Origin of the sequence: Polaribacter filamentus, from assembly GCF_002943715.1 — a bacterium.
In the GTDB taxonomy this organism is placed as follows: Bacteria; Bacteroidota; Bacteroidia; order Flavobacteriales; family Flavobacteriaceae; genus Polaribacter; species Polaribacter filamentus.
In genome coordinates this window covers 1,793,805-1,816,991 of the sequence record NZ_MQUA01000013.1, presented here as the reverse complement: position 1 = coordinate 1,816,991, position 23,187 = coordinate 1,793,805, and the positions used below count along the sequence as shown (strand labels likewise).

Below are 23,187 nucleotides of genomic sequence, written 5' to 3'. Positions count from 1 at the left end.
ATGAATTACTGGCATTTACAAATGCACCCTAGTAATAGGGGTAAGTTTAAAAAAGAGAAACTTATTCAAATCCTTCAAGAAAAAGAAGTGATTGGTATGGGAGAATCTTGGACTAACCAAAAAGGTGAACAAGTTTCTGATCCATCGGACTTTAAAAATCAAATGCATGTAGATGATGTGGTACTTATTCGTGATGGCAGCAGTCCTATTGCATTGGTGCAAGTTACAGGAACTTGGTACATCGAAAGTAATATCGATGAAGATTTTGATTGGTTTCGGTTACGCAGACCAATTAAATTATTAAAAGAATATGATAGTTCTAACGCAAAATTAAAGGAATCAATCCTTTCAGAATATGGTAAAAATCATATTCAAGCACCAGGAACTTTAACACCTGCTAATAACAACACTGCAACGAATCAATTTATAAAAAAATGGTATTTACAAGTGCAAAAACAATTGATAATGGATAAACTTAATTTAAGCCCAGAACGTATTGAAAATATTAAAAGTTTGTGGGCACGTTATACGTCTAGCTATACGCCTAAAGGTTTAAAAAAAATAAACAGTAAAATTGAAAATCTACAAAAGGATTGGCAATATTATAGAAAGAAAATAAAAGATGGTACGCTAAGTTTACAAGATTATACCAATAGACTTGAGAATAGTAGTGAAAGAGGTGGTTATTTATGTAATTTTTTGGAGCGCACTACAAGTGAAATCTATGGTTCATCAAAACCAGGCAATGCTAGTAATTTTGAAATTAAATTAAATGATGATAATACCACGTATACCTTTAATGAAAACCTAAGAAGAGGTGATGGTAAAATAAATCACAATTCATTGGAAGATGCGAACGAAAGATTTAAAGCTACTCTAAAACCTTTATTGCAGAGGATAGTAAATAGCAGTTCAGCTGTTGAAAAAATCCAAATTATTGAAGAAGCCAATTATGCTGCCAAGCAAATATTAAGAAAAATGGCTGTCTTAGATAGTACAAGTAATTACTTAAATATATACTCTGATGACGCCATAAATACATTGCACAATGATTTTTTAGATAGTGAAACTTCTACTAATTTAGGTAAAAATCATGAAGTGCGTATTGCAATAAACAAAGTGCTAAATTTAGAAGATACACCTGTAAATGCATTTTTGGTATCTCGCTTTCTATGGAAGTATGCCACGTCAAGTGCGGTAGCAGATGCCAATACACCAAATGTCATTTTATATGGACCACCAGGGACAGGCAAAACCTTTACAGTAAGACAAAGTTTAGACTTTATATGTATGGACGATGACAGTCGTTATGAGTTTATAACGTTTCATCCATCTTTCACTTACGAAGATTTTATAGATGGTATAAAACCAAAAGGAGTAACTAAAGATGGTAATATCAAATTTGAATTAACAGATGGTGTTTTTAAAAAATTCTGTAAAAAGGCCTTAGCAGAATGTGTATTAGCCAAGGTGGAAAATCGTAATCCAAAATCGTATTATTTTGTTGTAGATGAAATTAATAGAGCAAATCTATCAGCTGTTTTTGGTGAAACTTTAATGTGTTTAGAAAAAGATTATCGTTATGATATTTTGAAACCTAAGCAAAATTTATATAAAACCCAATACAGCCCACTTATAGAATCGATGGTGGAAGACGCTAAAAAAGAAGGAAAAGACATAAGTGATTTAGCTTTTATTTTCGATAATGACAATGCCTATTTTGGAGTGCCTAATAATGTATACTTTATTGGTATGATGAACGATGTAGATAAAAGCATCGATGCTTTCGATTTAGCACTTCGTAGACGTTTTAAATGGGAACGAATGGATTATAATCAAGACGTTTTAGAACAGGAAACAAAATTTAAAAACGGGGATGATTTTTTAAACATGCCACAATACAGCATTGCTTGCACAAAGTTAAATGAGTATATCAGTCAAACGCTGGGTTTAGGGAAATCGTACGAATTTGGTCATTCATTTTTTATGAAAATCACTGGTATAGCGAATTCAAAAACAATATCTAAAAGTGATATGGAGAAACTATTTCATTTGTATTTAGAACCTTCATTAAAAGAATATTTACGAGCATTATTTTCAGAGCAAGAATTAGATGGTAAAATAAAGGATGCTTTAGAATTATATAAAAATAATCTTAAATAATGAAAATTAGCATTCCAATAAATCATCATTACTACGAGTCAACTTTTTTTGATGAGAATAGGCTATGGCATGCATTTAAAATAAAATATAATAAAGATAAAAAAGCTTTACAAAAAGACTTATTTATAGATGTTTTTGTCTTGTCTACAAAAAGTCAAGATTTTTCTCAGCTGCAAATTATAGGGTTTAAAGACAGAAGAAATAAATTAGAAGACGAAGAACAATTAGTTTTAAAGTTATTTACTCAAAAACGCAAAGAAGAAAGAAGTTTTGCAATACAAACAGGTTTGTTTGCTGGTGTATTATACCATAAGGGGTATAAGTTTAATATTCAAACTAATTACGGAACTGTCTTCCTGCATAGGATGTTAAATTTTGTAAATGATATTTATGTAGAAACAAAAGATGTAAATGCGGTAGCGCAAAAAAAGAGTAATGAGTTTCAGTACATCATTGCGTATTTATTCGTTCAGTCTTTAGAAAAAGCAAGTGTGTTAGGTCTTCCTAAAAAATACACACAAGTTACTGAAAGAAGTTCTAAAGTTAGAGGAAAGATAAATATTAATGAATATTTAAAAAGAGATATTCCTTTTCAAGGTAAATTAACATCAACCTATCGTACACAAAAATATATTCAAGAAATTATAGATGTATTATTTGCAGCAGTCAAAAAAGTTGAAGAATATTTGGGAATTCATTATAAATCTAAAATTATAGGAGTTTATCAAGCATTAAATGAGCATCATTCTAAAAACTATGTTTCTCAGCGCGTCATAGAGAAAGCTAAAAATAATGCAGTATTATACAACCCACTTTATAAACCTTTTGCTGAGGTTTTAAAGTATGCTGAGATATTGCTTAAAAATCAAGAAATAGAATCAAGTAAAACAAATAACCAACTTAAAACCTATGGTTATATGTTCGATATATCTCAATTATTTGAAGTGTATTTAGAAAAGTTACTAAGCAAACATTTTACAGATTGGGTAATTAATGGTCAAGAAGAGTTAAAAGTATATAAGGGTTTATTTTTTGGTGGTAGAATGTTTCCTGATTTAGTAATGAGGCATAAACAAACGCAAGAAGTTATTGTTTTTGATGCCAAGTTTAAAAAAATGGATGGTAAATATAAAGATTTAGATCGTCCAGATTTTTATCAAATTCATACGTATATGCAGTATTACATGCCAAATATAATTTTTGGGGGGTTAATATATCCTTTGTCGAAAGAGTTAAGTAAAGAAAAATCAGTTTCAAATGGATTATTTGGTAATAACATAAATACTCCGGATTTTATAGTTGATGGTGTCTACGTTAACGATACAATGGATATGACTGCATTAATAGAAAGTGAAAATAAATTTTTAAAACGTATAGAATTACAAATTGAAAATTGTAGAACTACACATAAACAAAAAGCAAGTTAATTATGGCTGAATATAAAAACGTAGAAAAACCATTTTTAGAAAAATTAAGAGACCTCAATTGGCGAATAATCGACCAAGGTAGTTTTGGTATTCCACAAGATCCTGCCAAAAGCTTACGTGCTAGTTTTAAAGAAGTAACACTAAAACAAGAGTTTATAAAAGCGGTTAAAAAAATTAATATTGTAGATGGTGTTGCATGGTTAACGGATAAGCAATTAGAAGATCTATACAAAGAAACAATAGCAACTGAAAAAGCAAATTTATCTTTATTAGAAGCCAACAAACAAGTCTTTGAAAAACTAATTGGAGTTACTAAAACTACCGTTGCTAAAAACGAAGTTACAGGTGAAGAAAACCCATTAGTAAAACTTATAGATTTTAAAGATTGGGATAGCAACGAGTTTGTCGCTATTAACCAATTTAGAATTGTTACTCCTGGTGGTCCAAGAGAAGGAATTATTCCAGACATTGTGTTATTTGTAAATGGCTTGCCTTTTTCTGTAGTAGAATGTAAAGATGTAGATGTTGCAGATCCTATTTCTAGTGCTGTAGATCAAATTATGCGTTACGCGAACACACGTGAAGACGATTTTGGTATTAAGGAAGGGGAAGAACGCTTATTCTATTATAACTTATTTAGTATTGCAACACATGGTGAAGAGGCACGTGTAGGGTCTATCTCTGGAGATTTTGAGTATTATTTAAACTGGAAAGATATCTTTCCGGAAGTTTATAAAAATGTAGATGTTTTAAACTATGCAGCAGAAGAAACTGCTAGGTATCAAAATAACGGTTTACACAATGACCCAAGAGTACGACAAGAGATTTTAATAAAAGGAATCTTAAATAAAGAAATCTTATTAGACATTTTGCAACACTTCACGTTATTTATGGAGATAAAGGAAGGTACTGAAATTAAGGTAGTTTGTCGCTACCAACAATATAGAGCAGTAGGAAAAATATTAGATAGAATGCGAACACAAACATCAGGTAAAACACGTTCTGGTGTTGTTTGGCATACACAAGGTTCTGGGAAATCGTTAACCATGGTGTTTTTTGTGCGTAAGCTTCGTTCTCAAGGTGATTTGAAAGATTACAAAGTCATTATGATGGTGGATCGAAAAGATTTAGAAAAACAATTGTCAGCTACCGCACGTTTAACCAATGAATTCAAAGAAGCTAATATTGTAGGTTCTCGTAAAGAGTTAGTACCAAAGTTAAGCGGCAATGCCTCTAACTTAAACATGGTAATGGTACATAAGTTTGTGCAAGAAGAGTTGAAACATTCTAAAGCACTAATGAAAGCTTTTGTTGAAGAAGGTAAAGTACCAGAATTCAAGCCTTTTGACGTGGTTAATACGTCCGATAGAATTGTAATTCTAATTGACGAAGCGCATAGAACTCAAGGAGGTGATATGGGAGACAATTTGTTTACTGCTTTTCCTCAGGCAACAAAAATAGCCTTTACGGGAACACCTCTTTTAACGGATAGACACAAGCAAAAAACACACGAACGTTTCGGTGGCACTGGTGAATTTATTGATACCTATAAAATTAGAGAGGCGGTAGATGATCGCGCAACCTTAGATATTATTTACATTGGTAAAACCACCAATGATAAAATAAAGGACAAAGAAGCCTTTGATGCCGAATTTGAAGATGTCTTTAAAAAACAATCTAAAGAAGAAAAGGAATATATTCAGAAGAATTATGGAACTATGCAAGCCTATTTGGAAAACATGGATCGTTTGCGCAAAATTGCAAAGAATTTAGTAAAACATTATGTAGATGATATTTTGCCAAATGGTTTTAAAGCAATGGTCGTTGGAAGTTCTATTGTGGCTGCAGCTCGCTACCAATTTTTAATTGATGAAGCTTTAAAAGAGCGCGTAGTGCTTGAAAAAGGAAAAGAAAAACCAGATGTAGATTTAATTAAAAAGATTGAATTTATAAAAATAGGTACCGTTGTTACCAAACAGGATAATAACGAACAAGCGTATATTAGTGCTGTAAGAAAAAATGCACGAGAAATAAAAGCAGTAGACAACTTTAAAAAAGACTTTGATTACAGTACAGATGAAGCTGGTAATTATGTAAAACCAGAAACAGGGGTTGCTTTTTTATGTGTATGCGATAAACTATTAACAGGGTTTGATGCACCAATAGCTCAAGTAATGTACTTAGATAAAAGCATTAGAGAGCATGATTTATTGCAAGCTATTGCTAGGGTTAACCGTACTAAAAAAGACAAATCTCACGGTATTTTAGTCGATTATTATGGAGTCTCAAATCATTTAAAAGATGCCTTAAATATTTGGGGAGCAGAAGATGAAGAAGATATCAAAGAATTATTAGAATATTTTAGAGATATAAATAAAGAAATTCCTGTTTTAGAAGCGCGATACAATAGAATGCTTCAATTATTTACAGACAAAGGAATTACAGAATTTAAGAAGTTTGCAGAGCAAAGGATGGGAGACAATAAGGATGCAGAATTTCAACTAGCAGAGGACTGTATCGAATTAGCAGCATCTATTCCTTTTAGAGCGCAATTTGATACGTACATCAAAGCCTTTTTTGATAGTTTAGATTTGTTATTCAATTCAGAAGCAGCAAGAAAGTATTACATTCCAGCTAAACGTTTTGGATATTTATTAGTCCGTATTAAAAATCGATACAAAGATACAAGTATGGATTTAAAATGGGCAAAACCAAAAGTGCGTAAAATGATAGATGATCATTTAGAAACATTAGGCATTGATAGTCGTGTAGCACCTATTAGTTTGTTATCCAAAAACTTTGCGAAAGAAGTGGACAAACTAGGAAAAAACTCAAAATCAAAAGCATCAGAAATGGAGCATGCGATTAGACGACATATTAAAGTAAATATAAATAAAGATCCAGCCTTATATAAACGTTTTATGAAACGAATGGAAGAGATTATAGAACGTTATCAAGGTAATTGGGATGCTATTGTAGAAGAGTTTGAGAAAGTAAGAGATGATTTAGCAAAAGGTAGACAAGGAGAAAATGAAGAGGAAGGATTAGACGAGCAAGAACTACCATTTTACGATTTTATTATTTTTAGTGCTTTTAAAGATGAAGAAATAACAGAAGAGGAAAAAGAAGCTTTAAAAGCATTAACCATCGAGTTGGTAAATCTTTTGCAAGACGCTATAAACAAACCTAATTTTTGGGGTGGAAGGGCTGCAGAAATTAGAAAACTACAAGGAGAAGTAGAAGATTTAATTTCTTTTACGAATGTTGATAATGTTTCTAAACTACATGCAAAATTAAGTGTAGAAATCATGAATTTAGCCAAACGTAGACATCAAGAATTAACGAAGTAAATGATAGTATCTGAGATAGACATAGTAATTCAAAAAAGCAACCGTAAAACAGTAAGCATCTTTATAGAAAGAGATGGGTCTGTTTCTGCTCGTGTTCCTGAAAAGCTAAGCGATGAGGAAATAAGAGATATATTAAAAGCGAAGGAGTACCAAATCTTCAAAAATTTGGCAGAATGGACTCAGTTGAATGAAAATGCAGTGGAACGTGAATATGTAAATGGCCAATCGTTTTTGTATTTAGGAAGAAACTATCGGTTGAAATTAGTTGATGAGAAATTAGACGGAGTTCAATTTAAAAGAAATACATTTTTCTTAAGTAAAGAAGATAAACACAAAGCGAAGGAGTTATTTATAAAGTTCTATAAAGACAAATTAAATAGTAAAATCTACCCAATAATTGAACGCTATAAAAATCAATTAGGAGTAGAACCTAACCAAGTAAAAGTAATGGAATTGCAAAACCGTTGGGCATCTTGTACACCAAATGGAAACGTGAATTTTCATTGGAAATGCGCCATGGCTCCAATTGATGTGTTACACTATATTGTAGTCCATGAATTGTCCCATTTAATTCATAACAATCACACTAAAGCCTTTTGGAACGAAGTTGATAAAATTTTACCAAAATATGATGAGCAGGTTAATTGGTTAAAAATAAATGGGGTGGGAATGAGTTTGTGATGGTTGTGTATTAGAAATAACTTTCCTGTAACAATAATAATTCTGTCTTTTTTTATCCTTCTTTTTACTATTGATTTAACTAAAGATAATCATCTTAAATACGACTTAATCATTGGTGTTGGTTTTGCAACCTCAATTGCACTTTTATGGTTATTTATTAGAAATTTTGTTAGAATATTTTTTAGAGATTTTTAAACTGGGTTTGCACGTAATTATGAAAAAACTATACTATTTATTTCTAGTTACCCAGTAATAATTCAGGAGCATAACGTAGAACAAATTTAGCAACATCTATCCCTGCAATTACATCAATAGTTTTTTGTGTTTTTTCAGACATCTCTCTTACATAATCTTCCAATGCTTCAGTTTCTGTTGCAGTGGTAATTAAAAGACCTGCATCCGCACCATATTCCTCCATGCCAGTTACAATTTGGTCTATGGCATTTTTATCGAAATGAGCACCTTCATAAGATTTTGCTTGTACTATTAATTTTGTAGTAATATTTATGCCAATAATAGGGTTTTCAAATTCAACAATTAGATCCGCACCATTATCTGTTTTCCAACCAAAACCATTTTGTATAGATATTGTGTTGGGCATTTTATCAAAAATTCTATGCAAAAAGCGTTCAAACTCTTTACTTTTATTCATTTTATGGATAGAAGCTGTAATAGTTGGTAGTACATCATTTATATCCTCTCTTAAATGAGTTACAGCACGATCTTGTATACTGACATCTGTATATTTTTCATTTTTTAAATTATCTAAGGATTTAAAAAAATCTTCTACTTGTAATATTCTTTGTGCTCTTCTTCTTGGGGCAAGATTCACAGAAGGTAGAATGTTAATGTCATTTCTATCAAATTCGATAATTGAATTTGGGTTTACTGGAATATAATTATTAAAATCAACACCCCAAGAGCATACAATACCATCATCAAAATTGTAGGTTCCAGTTGTTTCGATAGCAACACATTTTCCATAAGAAGGCATATTTATATGTACAATCCAATCACTAGTATTTATGTTTAATAAAAATGCATTTTTTCCATACCATTTATCTTTTAACGATTCTTCTTGATCCCACATTCCAAAACGAGATTTCCCTTCTTTTATAGAGCGGTAGATTAACTCTCTGGCATTATTATCATCAATTTTTGCAAATGAATATATTTGTTTTTCATATTTAATATTTTTATTATTTACTAATATAAGTACTTAATTTGTGTCTTAATTTTATTTTTAACTATTTGATAATTTTTTAATCGAACTAGGGTAATTATTTGGGTACCTTTAAGAGCTTGTATCAAGAAGTTGGCTAACTTTAGCCTTTACTCAACAATTTATACAATTCCAAAACGGCCAAGGTATCCAACTTGCAATACTCCAACATATTCTTACGAGCTACTAAAAGTTCTGATTTCGATAAATTAGAAAGGTTTCTATATACATCCATTGTTGCCATGCCATGTTGAATATCTAAATCATCATATGAAAATTGAGGTAAAAAAGTAGGCAAAACATTTTTTAAAGAAGCATTTTTTTGAGTAGCTTCAGTTTTTAAGTGCTTTTTAAAAACGGGTAATAAATCGACCAACCTATCAACTAAATGTTCTAATGGAATTGTATATTTAGGAAAATCTCTTATTAAACCATTTATAATCGTTTTTTCAAAGTGAGAATACATTAAAATTGTTCCATGAGATCCGCAAGCTGTAATCATACTTTTTATAAGTTCCTCTCTTGGATCTACGCTTCCATTTCCTAAAAACTCAAAATGTTCTGGTTTAGAATCTGCATTTTTTTGAATATGTAAACTATATTGAAAAGGAATTTGTTGATAAGGTCTTGAGTCATCGTGTTCAGGAATTCCGTACATAATCGATTCAAAATCCAAAGAATAAATTGGATACGGATTTGAATTTAAAAAATCTTGAATAGCAATTGTATTTCTATAATTAACCTTAGTCGTTAAGACTTTTTGTTCTATTTTATTTTCTAACAACTCTTTGTTTTCTTTAAGCTGATGGCAGTAATTCGCAAACTCACAAGGATATGGATTGTCACAATGCGAGCCAATAGTAACTGTAGGTTCTTCTTGCTGATAAACTTCTAAAAAGGCTTCAATGTTTTTAGGGATTTCAGGTAGATATTTCTCCATTCTAGTAAAAACACTTTCATAGGTAAATAGCTCTTTAGGATTAAGATTTCCTTGTCTAACATAGTTTCTATTAAAATGCATGATAGAAATATCTTCAATTTCAATGCCTGCATTTGTCATCACATAATACTGAATAGCAGCATCTCTAACGTGTTCTTCTTTTACAGAACTGGTACTTTTTACTTCAAAAGCATGCCATTTGCCTTTAATTTTATGTAATATAAGACCGTTGCAAAAAGCGAACTTAATTATTTTTACTTTTTAGAGTTCCCTTTTTTTTAGCTACAACATCGATTATGCTATTTTTTTTCTATTTTAAGTGAGTAAATGCCTTTTTTAGGCTTCATTTTTCCTTAATTTTTACAATTAGACGCAAATATCCCTGGACTTCGATATAAATTATAGCACATTGCCTCCATCAAATTTTGTGTATGCATTTTTTTCATCCCTCTGTATCTTGCAATTCCACCTTTAAACCATAATTTTATTCCTCCAAAAGTACGTTCTACTTTAAACCTTGTTTTTCCTATTAATTTATTGAATCTAGTTTCCCATTTTGTTAACGGTTTATTTTTTACCGCCTTTTTAAGGATATGATTCTTTAAATTACGCTTCTTTAAAATCGCAACATTTTTCTTTGATTGGTACCCTTTATCTGCCTTTAGAGGGATGTCTTTTGGTAATACCACATTTACAGTTTCTAGAACTTCCTCCAAATTTGCAATCTCATTTTTGCTCGCAGTTGTGGTTAGTACTCCTAGAACGAGTCCTTCGTTATCCGTTACATGATGCTTTTTAAACCCAAAATGGTACTTTCCTCTTTTCTTTAACCAAGTACCCTCTTTATCGACACTATCTGGATATTCTTTGTGTACTTCTACTTGGTCTGCACAGCGGTCTTCGGTTACCTTAAAATTTGTTTTTCCTTTTGGTCTAAGTGGCGTATCTATTACACTAGCGTCTATTATTAAACCTGTTTTTACAATGATATTATGTGCATCTAGCTGTTTGTTTATGGAGGTAAATAATTTTTCGAAGGTTTGTGTTTTGGTTAATGCGGTTCTAAACCTACTTAAAGTACTATGATCTGGAGCAACCTGTTCAATGGTCATCCCACAAAAATAACTAAAGGAAAGACTGTCATTTATTCGGTCTTCAACTTCATAATCGCTTAAACCATACCAACTTTGTAAAAGACACATTTTAAAAAGTAATGTCCCATCATAAGAAGGCTTGCCAGTGGCACTTTTTCCTTTTAAATAATCATTATTTATTAGGATAGAGATCGTATCCCAATCGATAAGGGTGTTTATTTGGGTGAAAAATGTCTTTTTAATTTTTCTTGCTCGTAAATCGCAAATGCTATCGGCTAAAGTTGGTTGTTTTTGTATTTTCATACACTAAATTTACAGATTAATATACTTACAATCATATATTTAACATAAATAATAACGTGTTATTTTTGTGCTTTTTATTAGGTACTTCCTTGCAACGGTCTTAATATATCTAAAGCTATCAAGGTGTTTTCGGTAGCAAAAGTAGCTTCGTAAATGGTAGTTACTCCATTTGCAATTAATTCTTTAGTTCTTGCAATAGCTTTTGAGTCTGGATAATCAGAAACCAAAGCCAATTCACCATTTGGAAAATACTGCTGTGCTAAATCTCCAGCAGTATTTCCTTGACTAAAAATAGCTTTAGTGTTTTCAGAATAAAAGGCTTCACTTCTTTTAAACTTATTTAGCCATAATGCTTTTGTGCATTTTAGTCCTTTTAAATATCTCGATTTTGATAACATACTTTTTCTTTTTCACAGTTTTAATTAAGCAACTAAAGTTAACCAATTTTAACAATCCAATGAATGTTTTTTAGTTGGACTATGTGTACAATGTCTTCCTGCTTGGAATTTATTACCACAGTGCACACAATTATCACCATCGGTTAATGCTTTGTGCTTTTTAGTAGGACTATGAAGACAATGTCTCCCTGCATAAAAGTCTTTTCCACAATGTTTACATTTTAACTTACTCATATCTTTATTTTTAATTGATTATACTACAAAAGTAAAGTTCAGGTACGTCAAATCGTGTCGGCTCTTTGATAATTATAGGTTCTTTTTTAATACAACTTAAGGCAATACTAGCATTTTATAACCCAAATTTTTAGCCCATTCATTTAGTATAAATAATTCCTCTTTGTTAATAAACCTATTATATTTGCCTCTTGCTTGAATAATATTTTTTCCTCTTAATTCTATAGTAATACATCCCTCATATTTTTTTTTAGTTAATTTTTTCAAGCTAAAAATTCTAATTCGTTTAGAAATACAATCATCTAAATAAAGGTAAACACAGTGTTTCAAAGTGGCGGCTTCTTGGTAAAGTGTATTTGCATCACAAATCTCATTTACACTATATTTTTTGTTTGCAATTTCATAAGTCCATTCTTCTGTTTTAATATCCATCCAAGAAGTATTTTCTACTGGGTATGAACTTTTCTTGTAAGAATAAAAATCCCATTCTTGCACAGTACTACAAAGTTTTGAAAGCGAACGGTTTTTCATAAATACAACGTTTTGCTCTGTATACTTCTTATACATCAGGTAATCTAAAATATCTCGTATAGATATATTACCGATTGCATTTAGGTTGTATTTCTCTAATTCTTGTTCGTTTTGAGTAAAAAAGAGGTAAACCTCTAGCCAATAAGAAAAATCATGAATAAACAGCGTACTAATTTTATATTCTAATTTTAAACCATAATAAAAATCTAGAAAAAATTGTTCATTATTATTATAAGTTAGCAATTTTGTCAAATACCATCCTTCTTTAAAAAAGTCTCCTTTAATTTTTAAAAAATTAGGCAAACCATGAAGGAAAAGATGTGCTTGCTTTTTAGAATAGAGTAAAGGGAATGTATCTATTTTACGAATACTTTTTCCATTAATGATTTTCAAAAATAGATGCATATCATTCATGCTCATAAATAGTAAATTTTGATATAATAGTATATCACATGCATTTGGGTAACGGCTAAAAAGTGTTTTAAAAAATAGGGATTGATTTTCTACACTAGAACTAAAGTATAATAATTCTGTAGTTTTAATAATCGAGACAGAAATTATATCATAATAGTAACTATAAACAATACTAGTTTTTAAGAAATAAATGGCATCATTCTCATCTTGAAAATGGGTTAAATTTCCTGAATTAAAAACTAAATGGTAAAATTTTTACTAATATTAAATTCGTGATAAGTCTGTGAAAGCCACTCTTCTTCCAAAGCCAGTTTTAAAATTACATTTACAGAATCATTAAAAAAGCTAAGAGTTTGAGAATCAAAATATTTTATTTTTGAAGAATCAATATTTTTAAAAAATAATATCCAGTCGTATATTCTTTTTTTAAAATTTTCATTAAACAATTCCTTTAATTCTAACCACTTTATAACTAAATTAGGATCACATTTGTGCTCGTATATTATATCTAAAACAGGATCTTTTATGTTATTATGAGTCATTAATTACAATACATTAAAAAGTTAAAAAGAAAATAGCTACTCTATATAAATTCTGGTTTTTGGTTGCAAATTACTGAACCACCTCCCTTAGTTTATTTCTTATATATTTAAGATAATACAAAGAACTAAAACAGATTCGCCATATTGTGACGGTCTTAAATTTTTATAGTATTATAATTTCTTGCTTTTTAGTTAAGCAATCTTCTTTTACTTTTTTGAAAGACGTATCGTTGTAAGTGAAATTTATTAATAATGCAAGTTCTGTAAATGATGAATGCAGAATAGTGAAAGAAAAGAAATCTATATTAAAAATATTTACAGGTAACCTATAAACACCGATGCAGCCAATAACAGTTTCTTTTAAATAAATTCCTTTATCAAATTGATGATTATTAAAGTTTATAAAAGCAACATTATACAGAGGAAATAACGTACTTATATTAATTAATTCTTGAAGATTTATTTTAGCTACTTTTTTTGATTAAACGAAATTTCTATATAAGCTGGATAAACTGGAAGTAAACCTCCAAAAGAATCTATAATTAGTTGGTGAATACCCTGAATGTCTGAATTCATTTTCAAGAAAAAACCAATGTCTAAAAGAGCCTCATTTAAAGGGATATTCATGCTACTTGCAATTTTTTGGTAAGTATTTACAGTCTTATCACTTGAGTCTAATAAATGTATATAACAACCTTCTCCGAATAATTTTACAGTTATCATTTGTAATAATTTTAAATACAAAAATACCGAACAGGTTCGCCATTATGTGTCGCACATTTTTATTATCTTTAAAAAAATAATAGAAAAACCGATGTCTAGTTATATAATTTCTTTAAGAATTCAATTGTTAATACAGTATGTATATGATAATAAATATCCTACAAAAGAGGCTATTTTAAAGTATCTAATAGAAAAAGACCTTGCAGTTGCTTCAAGGACAATAGAACGTTATCTAGAAAAGATTAGAGCAGATTTTGGAATTGAAATTGAGTATGATTCAAAAGAAAGAGGGTATTTTATAAATGAAGAAAAAAGTGTAAAAGTAGATTCATTTTTTAAATTTTTAGAAATAGTTCAAGTAGCAGATATATTTACCAAGAGTTTAAAAGACAGTAATAAGATGTTAGAATATGTGAGTTTTGATGATTCTAAAAATTTTAAAGGAATAGACAATTTAAAAGATCTTTTATTAGCTATTAAGGATAATAGAGAAATTACTTTTCAGCATGAAAACTATTGGAAAAATTCAACAAAACCATACACGGTAACACCTTTAATACTAAAAGAATACTTAAATAGATGGTATGTAATATGTGTAATTGATAATAATGATACTATTAGAACTTTTGGCTTGGACAGGATTTCTAATATTGAAATTAAAGAATTTTCAAATAAAAAGAGAAAAGATTATTTTAAAAAATTATCTAAATTTGAACATACTGTTGGCTTGACCTATGGTAAAGGACAACCTGAAAAGGTAAGTTTATTGGTAGATGAATTACATGTAAAATATATGAGAAGTTTGCCGCTGCACCAATCTCAAATTATCCACAATAAAAATAAAGAGCATAAACACCAAGTAGATTTTTATCTCTATCCAAATTACGAATTTAAAACTCAAATTTTAAAAATAGGAGCTGAAGTAGAAGTATTGAGTCCTCAATATTTAAGGGATGAGGTTATTGGTTTGCTAGAGAAAAGTTTGAATAATTATAAATAATAATTAAGACGAATCAGTAATCGGTTAATAAAAATCACCAAATTGCAATAAGAAAATATAACAATAGTCCGCTCTAAACTGAACACGTTTTATAAAACGAGTTAAGTAATAAAAAGGCTAAAAAATTGTAAATCAATTATTTAATTGAGATCATAACCCGTAAGTCACTTGTTCGTGTCGAGTTCGAACTTCAAGCTTGACCGCTATCACGCTGTCGCGGATTTGGAATCCGTGTCCATTCCAATGATGAAATTGCAATCTATTTTATAATCCCTTTTTTAGTGATTCCGGTTGCAACTTTCCTGTGTCGATTCACTATGCTTGCCCTGATTGCATCCGCGCTAACGTTTTCTAAAGAACATATCCGAGCGATCGGGCTAATTTAAAAGCTATAAAAAGAAGATGTAAATCTTTACGTATATATTACCTTTTTCCTGATGGTGAATATAAAAATGTGAATGATTTTTTTGGGGTGTAGTTATTTATTATAAAATTATTTTATTTAAGTTAAACCCAATTTATAATGAATAAAATTATCTATAATACTGAATATCGTAGTATTAATAAGTAATATTTTTTTTTAAAATTACGATTTTATCATACTTGATGGATTTTTAGTAACTTTATCTAGTTGCTCTTTCTTCCATTCTTCAATAGCTACTTTAGCTATTTCAGCTTGAGCAGAAGAAATTGATTTGAGTAAATCTTTATTGGCTAATAATTCAGCGTTTAATTTCTGTTCATTTTTATCTTTGTGGAGTTTTACTGCCATATTAACTTCTTGATTAATGTTTGACTGTAATAAAAGTTCTTTTACTTTAGCTTCATGTTTTATTCTATCTAAAATATCATCATAAGTACCTCTTTCTGTCATCATTTTAAACATAATAGGTGCTATCTCTATAAAAATAAATAGAAGTGTTATGAGCCATTTAGCGTACCAAACTACAGTTTTTTCTCTTTCAACTCTTACAAGTTCTTTTTCTCCATTCTTAATTTCATAATAAGGTATTTCTTGATACATTAAATTATCTAATGCTTTTAACCTAGCAATTAAACCATCATTTTGTGCTTGAATTGTTTTTCTTGATTCTATTTCAGACTGTGTTAACGTTGCTCTTAAAGTAATTTTTTTGTCAATCTCATCTATTCGAGTATAATCTTTTGTGTTTATCGTAGTAAACTCATTCTTTGCGGATAAATAAGAAGCTTCTGATTCATCCGCTACTTTTTTAAGATCATCATAATATCCTCCTTTACCTCTTTTTCCACTAAATTTTCCTAAATTCCATTCATCGTTTTTATCTTTATTAGCATTTTCCCAAAAAGTTCTTTTATCCTCAATAATCTTATTTCTATTAGTTATATTAGTTGATAACTCCCTTCTTTCGTCTTTTAATCTTGTTAAGACCGGGTCGTTTTCACCAGATTTTATGATTGTACCATTTACAATCGCAATCTGAGTGCTAATTTCAGCATTAATTTCCCTTTCAAAAAGTTTTAGTTCTAGTGGTGTTGCAATTACAAAACCCAATAACATAGCCATAATAAGTCTGGGAGCAGCTTCTATTAACTCTTGTTTTGAGATGGTTCTTTTGCCATCACCTACCCCAAAAGTTGAAACAATATATCTATCAAGATTAAATATCAATGCTCCCCAAAATAATCCAAAGAATATTGACAATATTTGACTCGAAGTTGTATAACCTATAAAAACTCCATTTACATCGAACATTTCCTCATTAAATGCTGTAAAAAAAGCATATCCACCAGCAAAAGAAGCCATTAAAGATGTGAAAATTATTGTACCTCCTATACCAAAATATTTGTTTGCATCTGTTTGGGCTTTTTCTAAAATAGCTAAATCGGCACCAGATGACCATAAAAAGAATTTATATAATTTCTGAAATGGATATTTAATTAACTTTTTCATTTATGTAATTTTTATTAATTTTTTGATTACTCTCTTATATATATCTGTTACAGTAATTTTCTTTCTATAGATTTTCTTTTCAAGAACATTTTCATATTCAAATAGTGGGAATTCAAGTGTGTTTTTCAATTCTGTAGAGTCAATTTCAAAATTATTGAAATGCACTTCATTTGAAAATTGAATATTATTTACTGTTAATAATTCCTTAGGAAAATTTACTTCCTTTAAATTAATATTCGTGGTAATTTCAATTTTAGGTGCTTCCGCAAATATTTGTTTAACAACTGGAACAGGAAAAGGTTCAGCTGTAATTTCTTTTTCTATATTACTGAATAACCCTTTAGCTATCAATTTAAAAATTGTTTCTTTATTTATTATAACGTGAGCCGTTCCAATTGGGTTTTTCTCTTTTACATTCGGCAATATTTCAACACTTTCAGTATAATTAGTTTGCCAATTTAGATCTATATTATTAATAGCTATATCTAAATTTATTTCCCAAGTAAATGATTCAATAATGGGTTTAATTACATCAATTGTAATTTCTGAAGTTATTTCCTCATCAAAAAAACCTATAGCAGTTAAAACATAAGATGTTTCAACTTTGGGTTTAACTTTCACAGAATCATCTTTAAATGATAATTTATCCGTGTTTGAAATAGTAATAGTTTTAGCATTTTCAACACTCCAACTCAATTCTACAGGATCTAATGAATCCCTCAACAACTTGGTTGCTTTAAATTTTGAAATTATCGGAGCAATCTTATCAGCCTTTATTTCAATGAAATCTTCAACAATTTCAAAATCATTTACAACTTTTAATGTAACCTGTTTATGATCTTGAAATGATAAAGTTATTTTATTCTTATTAAATGGTACTAAAACATTATCGACATAAATTCGATTATATTTTTCTGCATCGAAAGAAAAGGATACTTTTTCATTTTTTTGCTTTATACTATTTTCACTACTTTTAAACCATTTGATTAAAGGTTTATTCTCTAAAGACTCATTAAATACAAAAAGTAAATCTCTCCACTCTTTCGAGGTTAACCTTTTATTTTCAGCAGTATATCCCGAATTAAATACAATTTTAAAAGCCTCAATTAGTTCTGAAAATCCTGCTTCCTCAAGTTGCTTCAAAATATCTAAAATGCCTTGATGTTGGTTCGTATTTGCCTTATTAAATAATTCAGATGAATATTCAATGTTTGGCCAAACATGTTTTTTAAGATATGTTTTTTTTGTATTGTCATCAGTATCAGATAAAAAGAAAAATGGCATTACACCAAATATAATTTCAAAGTTGGCATTTGCTAAAACCCAATACTCTTCATAAAGTCTATCTAAAGTTGTTAAGTTTGATGAATCTTTTTTCTGTCCTATGATATTTCTATATTTACTTCCAATCCAGTGACCTATTTTACCAATAGTTGTGGGCTTATCTTGTGAATCAAAATGATAGCCGCTATCAAAGTCAATAATAGCTAATTGTTTCCTTTTAGAATTAAACCATAATGAGTTTTCACTTAGATCAGCATGAATAAAATTTATTTGATGTAAAAAATCAATAGTTTTTGACAGTTGATAAGCGAGGTAAAGTTTATCATTTAGATTTAATTTTTTATAATCTTCCAATTGTGATGCATCACTCCCATAATCTTCATAATCTAGTTTTTCAAGATTATACATTAAAAATGCTACACAATGTTTTTCCGTAGTATCATTGTAACCTTTAAATGCTATAAATGGTAGGCCCAATAATTCAGGAAAGTCATGATATATTGGTGTTTTGGTTTTTTGTTGATGTTTTTTTATTTTTTGATGAAGTCGTTCTATTGTTTCGAAAGCATGTTCTTTATGTTCTTCTTCTGTAAAAATTTTTAAAACAAAATCATTTTTAGGTTTAGCATCTATGGATTGTACGCTGTGAACAGAACCAAACCCTCCAGAGCCTAATTCATTATCATCAAATTCAATTTTTGTAAAAGAAAGTATATCGTCTTTTACATTTTGATCTATAACTGATATATTTGTAATATTTGAAAGTGTTTTAATCATCCAATTTTTCTATATAATGATTTAAAACATTTTTAGTGATAATAATTCCTAATGAAGCGTCATCCTCTAGATAATCCTCTTTTTTAAGTTTTAATAAAATATCATTATTAAAATTAGCTAAATTTTCCTCAAAATCTTCTGTCTTTTTATTTAAATCTAGAAATTTATCTAATTCGGTTAATATTAATTGAATAGCAGGGTTTTCATTTCTCCAAAACCTATTTTGATTATCTTTTAAAATCACTTTATCTTCAAGAGAAGAAATACCATCACTAAACAATAAAATAATATCTCCAGCAATATAATTTAAATTAAGTTTTATTTTTGATGATGCGAATTCAACTTTACCACTATTATGAGAAATATGTTTTGTTAAAGCTCCATTAGGCGAAATGTGTGGAATCATTATTTCACCATACCTGTAAGGTTCATTGGTATTTGAGTTGGTAAAAAAATCACCATATAAATGAATAATTCCCCCATTACCAAGATACTCAATCTCTAAATCATCTGAATTATTTTTATTTATTGCGCTAATAAACGTTGTACCACCTTCAATTCCTTGACGTAGAATTTTTTCTAATTCTACGTCAAGGATTAATTCAGTTAAAGTCTCATAGTTTTTGCTGATAAATTGTTCTACAACAAATTTTGATACAATACCAGAATCTTTAAACTCCCCTATACCATCGCAAAGAATTAATGATTTTTTATTTTCAGTAATTTCAAAATCGGCATAATCTTGATTTAACTTTACATCAATATGTTTTACAGAAAAATACATTAGTCTATTTTTGAAACTGTTGAAATACTCTTAATCATATGTTTTCTTATTTCTTCTGGATCAATAGAGGTCATAAAGAAATCAGTACTTGTAGCAAATAATTTAAACCTATTTGCTATTTTTTTTTCATCTTTTCGAACTTCTTCAATAGTCCATCTAGAATTATAATCAATCTCTCCAGTTGATTCAGTCATAGAATACCATTCTTGACCTTCTTCAATATGTGATTCAAGGAATTGACAGGATATTGTTGTATTATTTATTTTTTTATTTCATTTATAATTTTAATTGATTGATCATAATCACTAATTGCACCATCCGAAAGTATTTGAATTAATGCTTGGCAATTTTTCCCTTTATTTTTTAAAGAATAATTATTAATAATTTCTTTTGTATGCATTAATGCTCCAAATAATTTCGTCCCTTTAGGTTTAATATAGTTTAAGGGATTAAAAGATTGGTTAGATGAAATATCTTTTACATTTTTTACTGAAAAGATGTCTATAAAATCTTCAGAAAAAGATAAAAAACAAATATCAAATGAATTATGGTTCTTACTTTTTTTGAGTCTTTCTAATATTAATTTTATTCCGTTGTCAATTTCTTGAGCTTTTGATACTCCATTTTTTGAATTTTCATTCATAGAATTTGAGCCATCTATAACAAAAATGACTAATTGATAAAATAATCTTGGAATAGCAATGTCGTTTAAACATGCTGATAATGCAGATGTATTTATATTAAGTAAATCAAGTTTTCCAATTCTTGAATTTTTCAAACCACCTTTTCCTTGCTTCTGTAATTCTTTACTCATGTTTTAACAAATTTCTTATTTAAACTTTCAAATTCTTTTTTTAATAAGCTTTTTTGATTTTCAAAATACTCGCTCCAATCATCTATTTTTGAGATTAACTCATAAGTTTGAGATAATTTTATTTCAGACAGTTTATTAAATAGATAATTATATTTTGATTTTAAAGTCTCTAATTTTACTCGTAAGTGTTCTAATTCATCAAAAGCGTTAATATCAGAAATAGGGTTTCCTTGCTTTAGTGCATTCCAAATAAACCGTACTTGTTCAATGTTATTTGTTTTTACTGCATTGGTTAGCTCATTAAAAATTTTTGAAGCTTCTTCTTTGTCTTCGTATATACAACTTGATGAATCTGGATGGCATAATTTTACAGCTTCTCGATGCATTTTTTTAATATCTGCAGTTTCTTCATCGTTTAATTCCGGTATTTCTACCTTTAATTCCTCTTGGTATTCTTTGTTCTTTTGATTAAATTCTTCTTCAATTTTTTTAAAAGTATCATCATCAATTCCATGTTTTTTTAGCTTTTCATAAATTTTCTTTTTAAGTGCTAAAATTTTAGAAATTAAAGGGTTTAATTCTATAATATATCTATGATTAAATTGTTCTATTTCTGCCTCTGTTTCTGTTTTTTTAATTTCAAGAATTTCAATTTGATAAGATATTAATTTAATTTGAGAGAGTATCTGTGCTTTTTCAATTACACTTACATCAATAAGTTGCGTGTATTCTTTTTCAAATTTTGTAATCTCTTTAAAAGCGATATCATATTTACCCGCTAATAAAAGATTTGTGATTGAGGTTAATTCTTTTATAGATTTTAGTTCATGAATATAAGGTTGAATTTTTGTTATTTCTCCTAAGTCTACAAAAGCTCTAATAAGTTTAAATTTTTTAAATGCTTTTGAAACATCTAATGCTTCTTCATTCATTTTAAATTTACCTGACAACTCTTTTAACCTATCAAATTCTTCTATAAAATCATTTGTTCTTTGAGTGTTGCCAGTAACTATTGTTATTTCTTCATTATTAACCGTAAATGCTCTGTTAGACCAGTTTGCAGAACCACTGATAACAGTATCATAATCTATTACACAAAATTTCATGTGCATCAATTGGTCATCACTGCCAAGTTCTGCAAAGAAGCCTTTCTCTTCTATAAGTTGATAATTATTTCTACTTTCTGTATTAAATTGATGTTTAGTAATAATAACTTCAATAAGAATACCTTTTTCTTGCAGTTCAAGTAGCTTGTCAAAAAGGACTGTATCTGTAAACCAAGCAACAGCAACAAGCACTTTGTTTTGTGCGGTAGATAGTTTATTAATAATAATTTCTTTTACATCACCTTGTTTCGTGAAATAACTGTTTACCTTCATTTAGCATTTTTTTATAGTTTCATAGCGACACCAAAATCGAGAAGATCTTGGTAAAAACCTAAGATTTATAAATATATTAAATCAATTTTAATTTATCCTGTTTTTTTTAAAAATTATTACGTTTTAAAAATATTTGGTGTTATCTAAAATAATCTCCAAAGCTAAGTTACATAATGTGCAGTTATAACTACAAAATAAATTAAAGCTGCATAGCAAACCAATGAAAGCATTTTGATATTATAACTTGTATTATGTAAAATAGCTGCACATCCATCGCTCAATATGTGTATGTGACTTTCAAAGTTTATTAAATTCGACTTATTAGTATTTTTAATTCATTTTAAAGCGTATTTAATATGTAATAAGTTGCTATTTTGAATAATGTTTCATCATGTACAGAAACTAATTTAACAACTTTTACATTCATATTTCTTCTGTTTTATTTAAGGTTTTTACTCAAATGTTCTTTTTTATTAAAAATTTTATAATGTACAGTTGAAGATTGATTAGTCTATTTAATTTCCTTTTAATGCAATAAATTTTTATCTTTGTATTGTAGATTAAAAACATTTTGAGTTGCCCTATGTGTTACCCTATTGAGTTGTAAACTAAGGAAAACCCCGAAAACATTGACATATATTTATAGTGTACGGAGCCTCTTTCTCCGCAAAAGAAACCCACAACATTTGTTGTGGGTTTTTATTTTCCATAGAAAAAACGGTAATCAACAAAAAGCATCAATGGATTTTCCTGTTGAAACGTGAAAAGATTACTTAGCCTCATATTTAGCTTCCTTATAAAAGTAAAAACTCCAAACATTTAATTCTAAAATTATAATAACAATCCATTCTGTTTCTGTAGGATTTGCATAAAATGTATATGTTCTAAATCAATTCGGTTAAATGAAACTGCTGATGAAGAAATATTACTACTTAATTTTGTTATATTCTTGATTTCAATTGGTTTATAAGTAAAAAACCACATTTAATATTGAGTTTATTTTTTGAAATTAGATATTTTTAAAAAAAAATATCTAATTATAAGACTAAAGATTATTATTAAAAGTAAACTTATCATATTCATATTTATTCTTTTTTTTGTCAGGTTTAGGATTAAATGACTGAAAAAAATTAGGGACCCAATAATCAATAACCTGAAAGAAACTTTAGAAAAGTATTTTTTAGTCATCAGTTA

At 28.9% G+C, this 23,187-nt stretch carries 18 protein-coding genes; 5 read left to right on the top strand and 13 right to left on the bottom strand.

Features of this window, described 5'->3' with window-relative positions:
- From BST83_RS10600 to BST83_RS10585, 4 genes are read left to right on the top strand one after another with little or no spacing between them, the layout of a single operon-like run.
- Entirely contained in the window at positions 1 to 2,163 is a 2,163-nt protein-coding gene (locus BST83_RS10600; RefSeq protein ID WP_104809762.1) for an McrB family protein, read from the top strand.
- Positions 2,163 to 3,590: a 5-methylcytosine restriction system specificity protein McrC gene (locus BST83_RS10595; protein ID WP_104809761.1), complete on the top strand. Its 1,428-nt coding sequence runs from the start codon at positions 2,163 to 2,165 to the stop codon at positions 3,588 to 3,590. The genes BST83_RS10600 and BST83_RS10595 overlap by 1 nt, the downstream gene beginning before the upstream one ends.
- A 2-nt stretch (positions 3,591 to 3,592) precedes the next feature.
- Positions 3,593 to 6,940 carry a type I restriction endonuclease subunit R gene (locus tag BST83_RS10590; protein WP_104809760.1) on the top strand — a complete coding sequence of 1,116 codons (3,348 nt, stop codon included), beginning with the start codon at positions 3,593 to 3,595 and terminating at the stop codon, positions 6,938 to 6,940.
- Positions 6,941 to 7,621: a M48 family metallopeptidase gene (locus tag BST83_RS10585; protein ID WP_104809759.1), complete on the top strand. Its 681-nt coding sequence runs from the start codon at positions 6,941 to 6,943 to the stop codon at positions 7,619 to 7,621.
- A gap of 238 nt (positions 7,622 to 7,859) precedes the next feature.
- Here BST83_RS10585 and BST83_RS10580 read toward each other — a convergent pair whose 3' ends face one another.
- The 7 genes from BST83_RS10580 to BST83_RS10545 all read right to left on the bottom strand — a co-directional run bounded on the left by BST83_RS10580 (position 7,860) and on the right by BST83_RS10545 (position 14,022).
- Positions 7,860 to 8,711, bottom strand: coding sequence for a restriction endonuclease (locus BST83_RS10580; RefSeq protein ID WP_104809758.1), 852 nt, complete (start codon positions 8,709 to 8,711; stop codon positions 7,860 to 7,862).
- 235 nt (positions 8,712 to 8,946) lie between these two features.
- On the bottom strand, positions 8,947 to 9,903 hold the full coding sequence (locus BST83_RS10575; RefSeq protein WP_104809757.1) for a DUF2779 domain-containing protein: 957 nt from the start codon (positions 9,901 to 9,903) through the stop codon (positions 8,947 to 8,949).
- A gap of 233 nt (positions 9,904 to 10,136) precedes the next feature.
- Complete coding sequence (locus BST83_RS10570; RefSeq protein ID WP_104809756.1) at positions 10,137 to 11,180, bottom strand: IS5 family transposase; 1,044 nt, start codon at positions 11,178 to 11,180, stop codon at positions 10,137 to 10,139.
- Between the two features lie 77 nt (positions 11,181 to 11,257).
- On the bottom strand, positions 11,258 to 11,578 hold the full coding sequence (locus tag BST83_RS10565) for a hypothetical protein (RefSeq protein ID WP_104809755.1): 321 nt from the start codon (positions 11,576 to 11,578) through the stop codon (positions 11,258 to 11,260).
- Positions 11,579 to 11,908: 330 nt separating this feature from the next.
- A complete protein-coding gene (locus tag BST83_RS10555) occupies positions 11,909 to 12,763 on the bottom strand; it encodes a PcfJ domain-containing protein (RefSeq protein ID WP_104809753.1) in 855 nt (284 codons plus the stop codon).
- 233 nt (positions 12,764 to 12,996) lie between these two features.
- Positions 12,997 to 13,299 (bottom strand): hypothetical protein, encoded by a 303-nt coding sequence (locus BST83_RS10550; RefSeq protein ID WP_104809752.1) that lies wholly within the window; start codon positions 13,297 to 13,299, stop codon positions 12,997 to 12,999.
- Between the two features lie 468 nt (positions 13,300 to 13,767).
- Positions 13,768 to 14,022: a hypothetical protein gene (locus tag BST83_RS10545; RefSeq protein ID WP_104809751.1), complete on the bottom strand. Its 255-nt coding sequence runs from the start codon at positions 14,020 to 14,022 to the stop codon at positions 13,768 to 13,770.
- A 91-nt stretch (positions 14,023 to 14,113) separates the two neighbouring features.
- Here BST83_RS10545 and BST83_RS10540 point away from each other — a divergent pair, with 91 nt between their 5' ends.
- Positions 14,114 to 15,022, top strand: a complete 909-nt coding sequence (locus BST83_RS10540) for a helix-turn-helix transcriptional regulator (RefSeq protein WP_104809750.1) — start codon at positions 14,114 to 14,116, stop codon at positions 15,020 to 15,022.
- 586 nt (positions 15,023 to 15,608) lie between these two features.
- On the opposite strand, the gene BST83_RS10535 is transcribed toward BST83_RS10540, so the two are convergent.
- From BST83_RS10535 to BST83_RS10510, 6 genes are all read right to left on the bottom strand, one after another.
- Complete coding sequence (locus tag BST83_RS10535) at positions 15,609 to 16,955, bottom strand: DUF4407 domain-containing protein (protein ID WP_104809749.1); 1,347 nt, start codon at positions 16,953 to 16,955, stop codon at positions 15,609 to 15,611.
- A complete protein-coding gene (locus tag BST83_RS10530; protein WP_104809748.1) occupies positions 16,956 to 19,016 on the bottom strand; it encodes a protein kinase in 2,061 nt (686 codons plus the stop codon).
- On the bottom strand, positions 19,009 to 19,800 hold the full coding sequence (locus BST83_RS10525) for a hypothetical protein (RefSeq protein ID WP_104809747.1): 792 nt from the start codon (positions 19,798 to 19,800) through the stop codon (positions 19,009 to 19,011). Before BST83_RS10525 ends, BST83_RS10530 begins: the two co-directional genes overlap by 8 nt.
- Positions 19,800 to 19,994: a hypothetical protein gene (locus tag BST83_RS10520; RefSeq protein ID WP_104809746.1), complete on the bottom strand. Its 195-nt coding sequence runs from the start codon at positions 19,992 to 19,994 to the stop codon at positions 19,800 to 19,802. The genes BST83_RS10525 and BST83_RS10520 overlap by 1 nt, the downstream gene beginning before the upstream one ends.
- 65 nt (positions 19,995 to 20,059) lie before the next feature.
- Entirely contained in the window at positions 20,060 to 20,614 is a 555-nt protein-coding gene (locus tag BST83_RS10515; protein ID WP_104809745.1) for a vWA domain-containing protein, read from the bottom strand.
- Entirely contained in the window at positions 20,611 to 21,993 is a 1,383-nt protein-coding gene (locus BST83_RS10510; protein ID WP_104809744.1) for a phospholipase D-like domain-containing protein, read from the bottom strand. Before BST83_RS10510 ends, BST83_RS10515 begins: the two co-directional genes overlap by 4 nt.
- Between the last annotated feature and the right edge of the window lie 1,194 nt (positions 21,994 to 23,187).

Excerpts from the sequence above, each read along its gene's own strand:
- BST83_RS10595 (WP_104809761.1), top strand. The coding sequence starts at position 2,163 with ATGAAAATTAGCATTCCAATAAATCATCATTACTACGAGTCAACTTTT.
- BST83_RS10510 (WP_104809744.1), bottom strand. The coding sequence starts at position 21,993 with ATGAAGGTAAACAGTTATTTCACGAAACAAGGTGATGTAAAAGAAATT.
- BST83_RS10515 (WP_104809745.1), bottom strand. The coding sequence starts at position 20,614 with ATGAGTAAAGAATTACAGAAGCAAGGAAAAGGTGGTTTGAAAAATTCA.
- BST83_RS10580 (WP_104809758.1), bottom strand. The coding sequence starts at position 8,711 with ATGTGGGATCAAGAAGAATCGTTAAAAGATAAATGGTATGGAAAAAAT.
- BST83_RS10590 (WP_104809760.1), top strand. The coding sequence starts at position 3,593 with ATGGCTGAATATAAAAACGTAGAAAAACCATTTTTAGAAAAATTAAGA.
- BST83_RS10530 (WP_104809748.1), bottom strand. The coding sequence starts at position 19,016 with ATGATTAAAACACTTTCAAATATTACAAATATATCAGTTATAGATCAA.
- BST83_RS10545 (WP_104809751.1), bottom strand. The coding sequence starts at position 14,022 with ATGATAACTGTAAAATTATTCGGAGAAGGTTGTTATATACATTTATTA.
- BST83_RS10600 (WP_104809762.1), top strand. The coding sequence starts at position 1 with ATGAATTACTGGCATTTACAAATGCACCCTAGTAATAGGGGTAAGTTT.
- BST83_RS10565 (WP_104809755.1), bottom strand. The coding sequence starts at position 11,578 with ATGTTATCAAAATCGAGATATTTAAAAGGACTAAAATGCACAAAAGCA.
- BST83_RS10550 (WP_104809752.1), bottom strand. The coding sequence starts at position 13,299 with ATGACTCATAATAACATAAAAGATCCTGTTTTAGATATAATATACGAG.
- BST83_RS10585 (WP_104809759.1), top strand. The coding sequence starts at position 6,941 with ATGATAGTATCTGAGATAGACATAGTAATTCAAAAAAGCAACCGTAAA.
- BST83_RS10520 (WP_104809746.1), bottom strand. The coding sequence starts at position 19,994 with ATGACTGAATCAACTGGAGAGATTGATTATAATTCTAGATGGACTATT.
- BST83_RS10525 (WP_104809747.1), bottom strand. The coding sequence starts at position 19,800 with ATGTATTTTTCTGTAAAACATATTGATGTAAAGTTAAATCAAGATTAT.
- BST83_RS10540 (WP_104809750.1), top strand. The coding sequence starts at position 14,114 with ATGTCTAGTTATATAATTTCTTTAAGAATTCAATTGTTAATACAGTAT.
- BST83_RS10535 (WP_104809749.1), bottom strand. The coding sequence starts at position 16,955 with ATGAAAAAGTTAATTAAATATCCATTTCAGAAATTATATAAATTCTTT.
- BST83_RS10570 (WP_104809756.1), bottom strand. The coding sequence starts at position 11,180 with ATGAAAATACAAAAACAACCAACTTTAGCCGATAGCATTTGCGATTTA.
- BST83_RS10555 (WP_104809753.1), bottom strand. The coding sequence starts at position 12,763 with ATGAGCATGAATGATATGCATCTATTTTTGAAAATCATTAATGGAAAA.
- BST83_RS10575 (WP_104809757.1), bottom strand. The coding sequence starts at position 9,903 with ATGACAAATGCAGGCATTGAAATTGAAGATATTTCTATCATGCATTTT.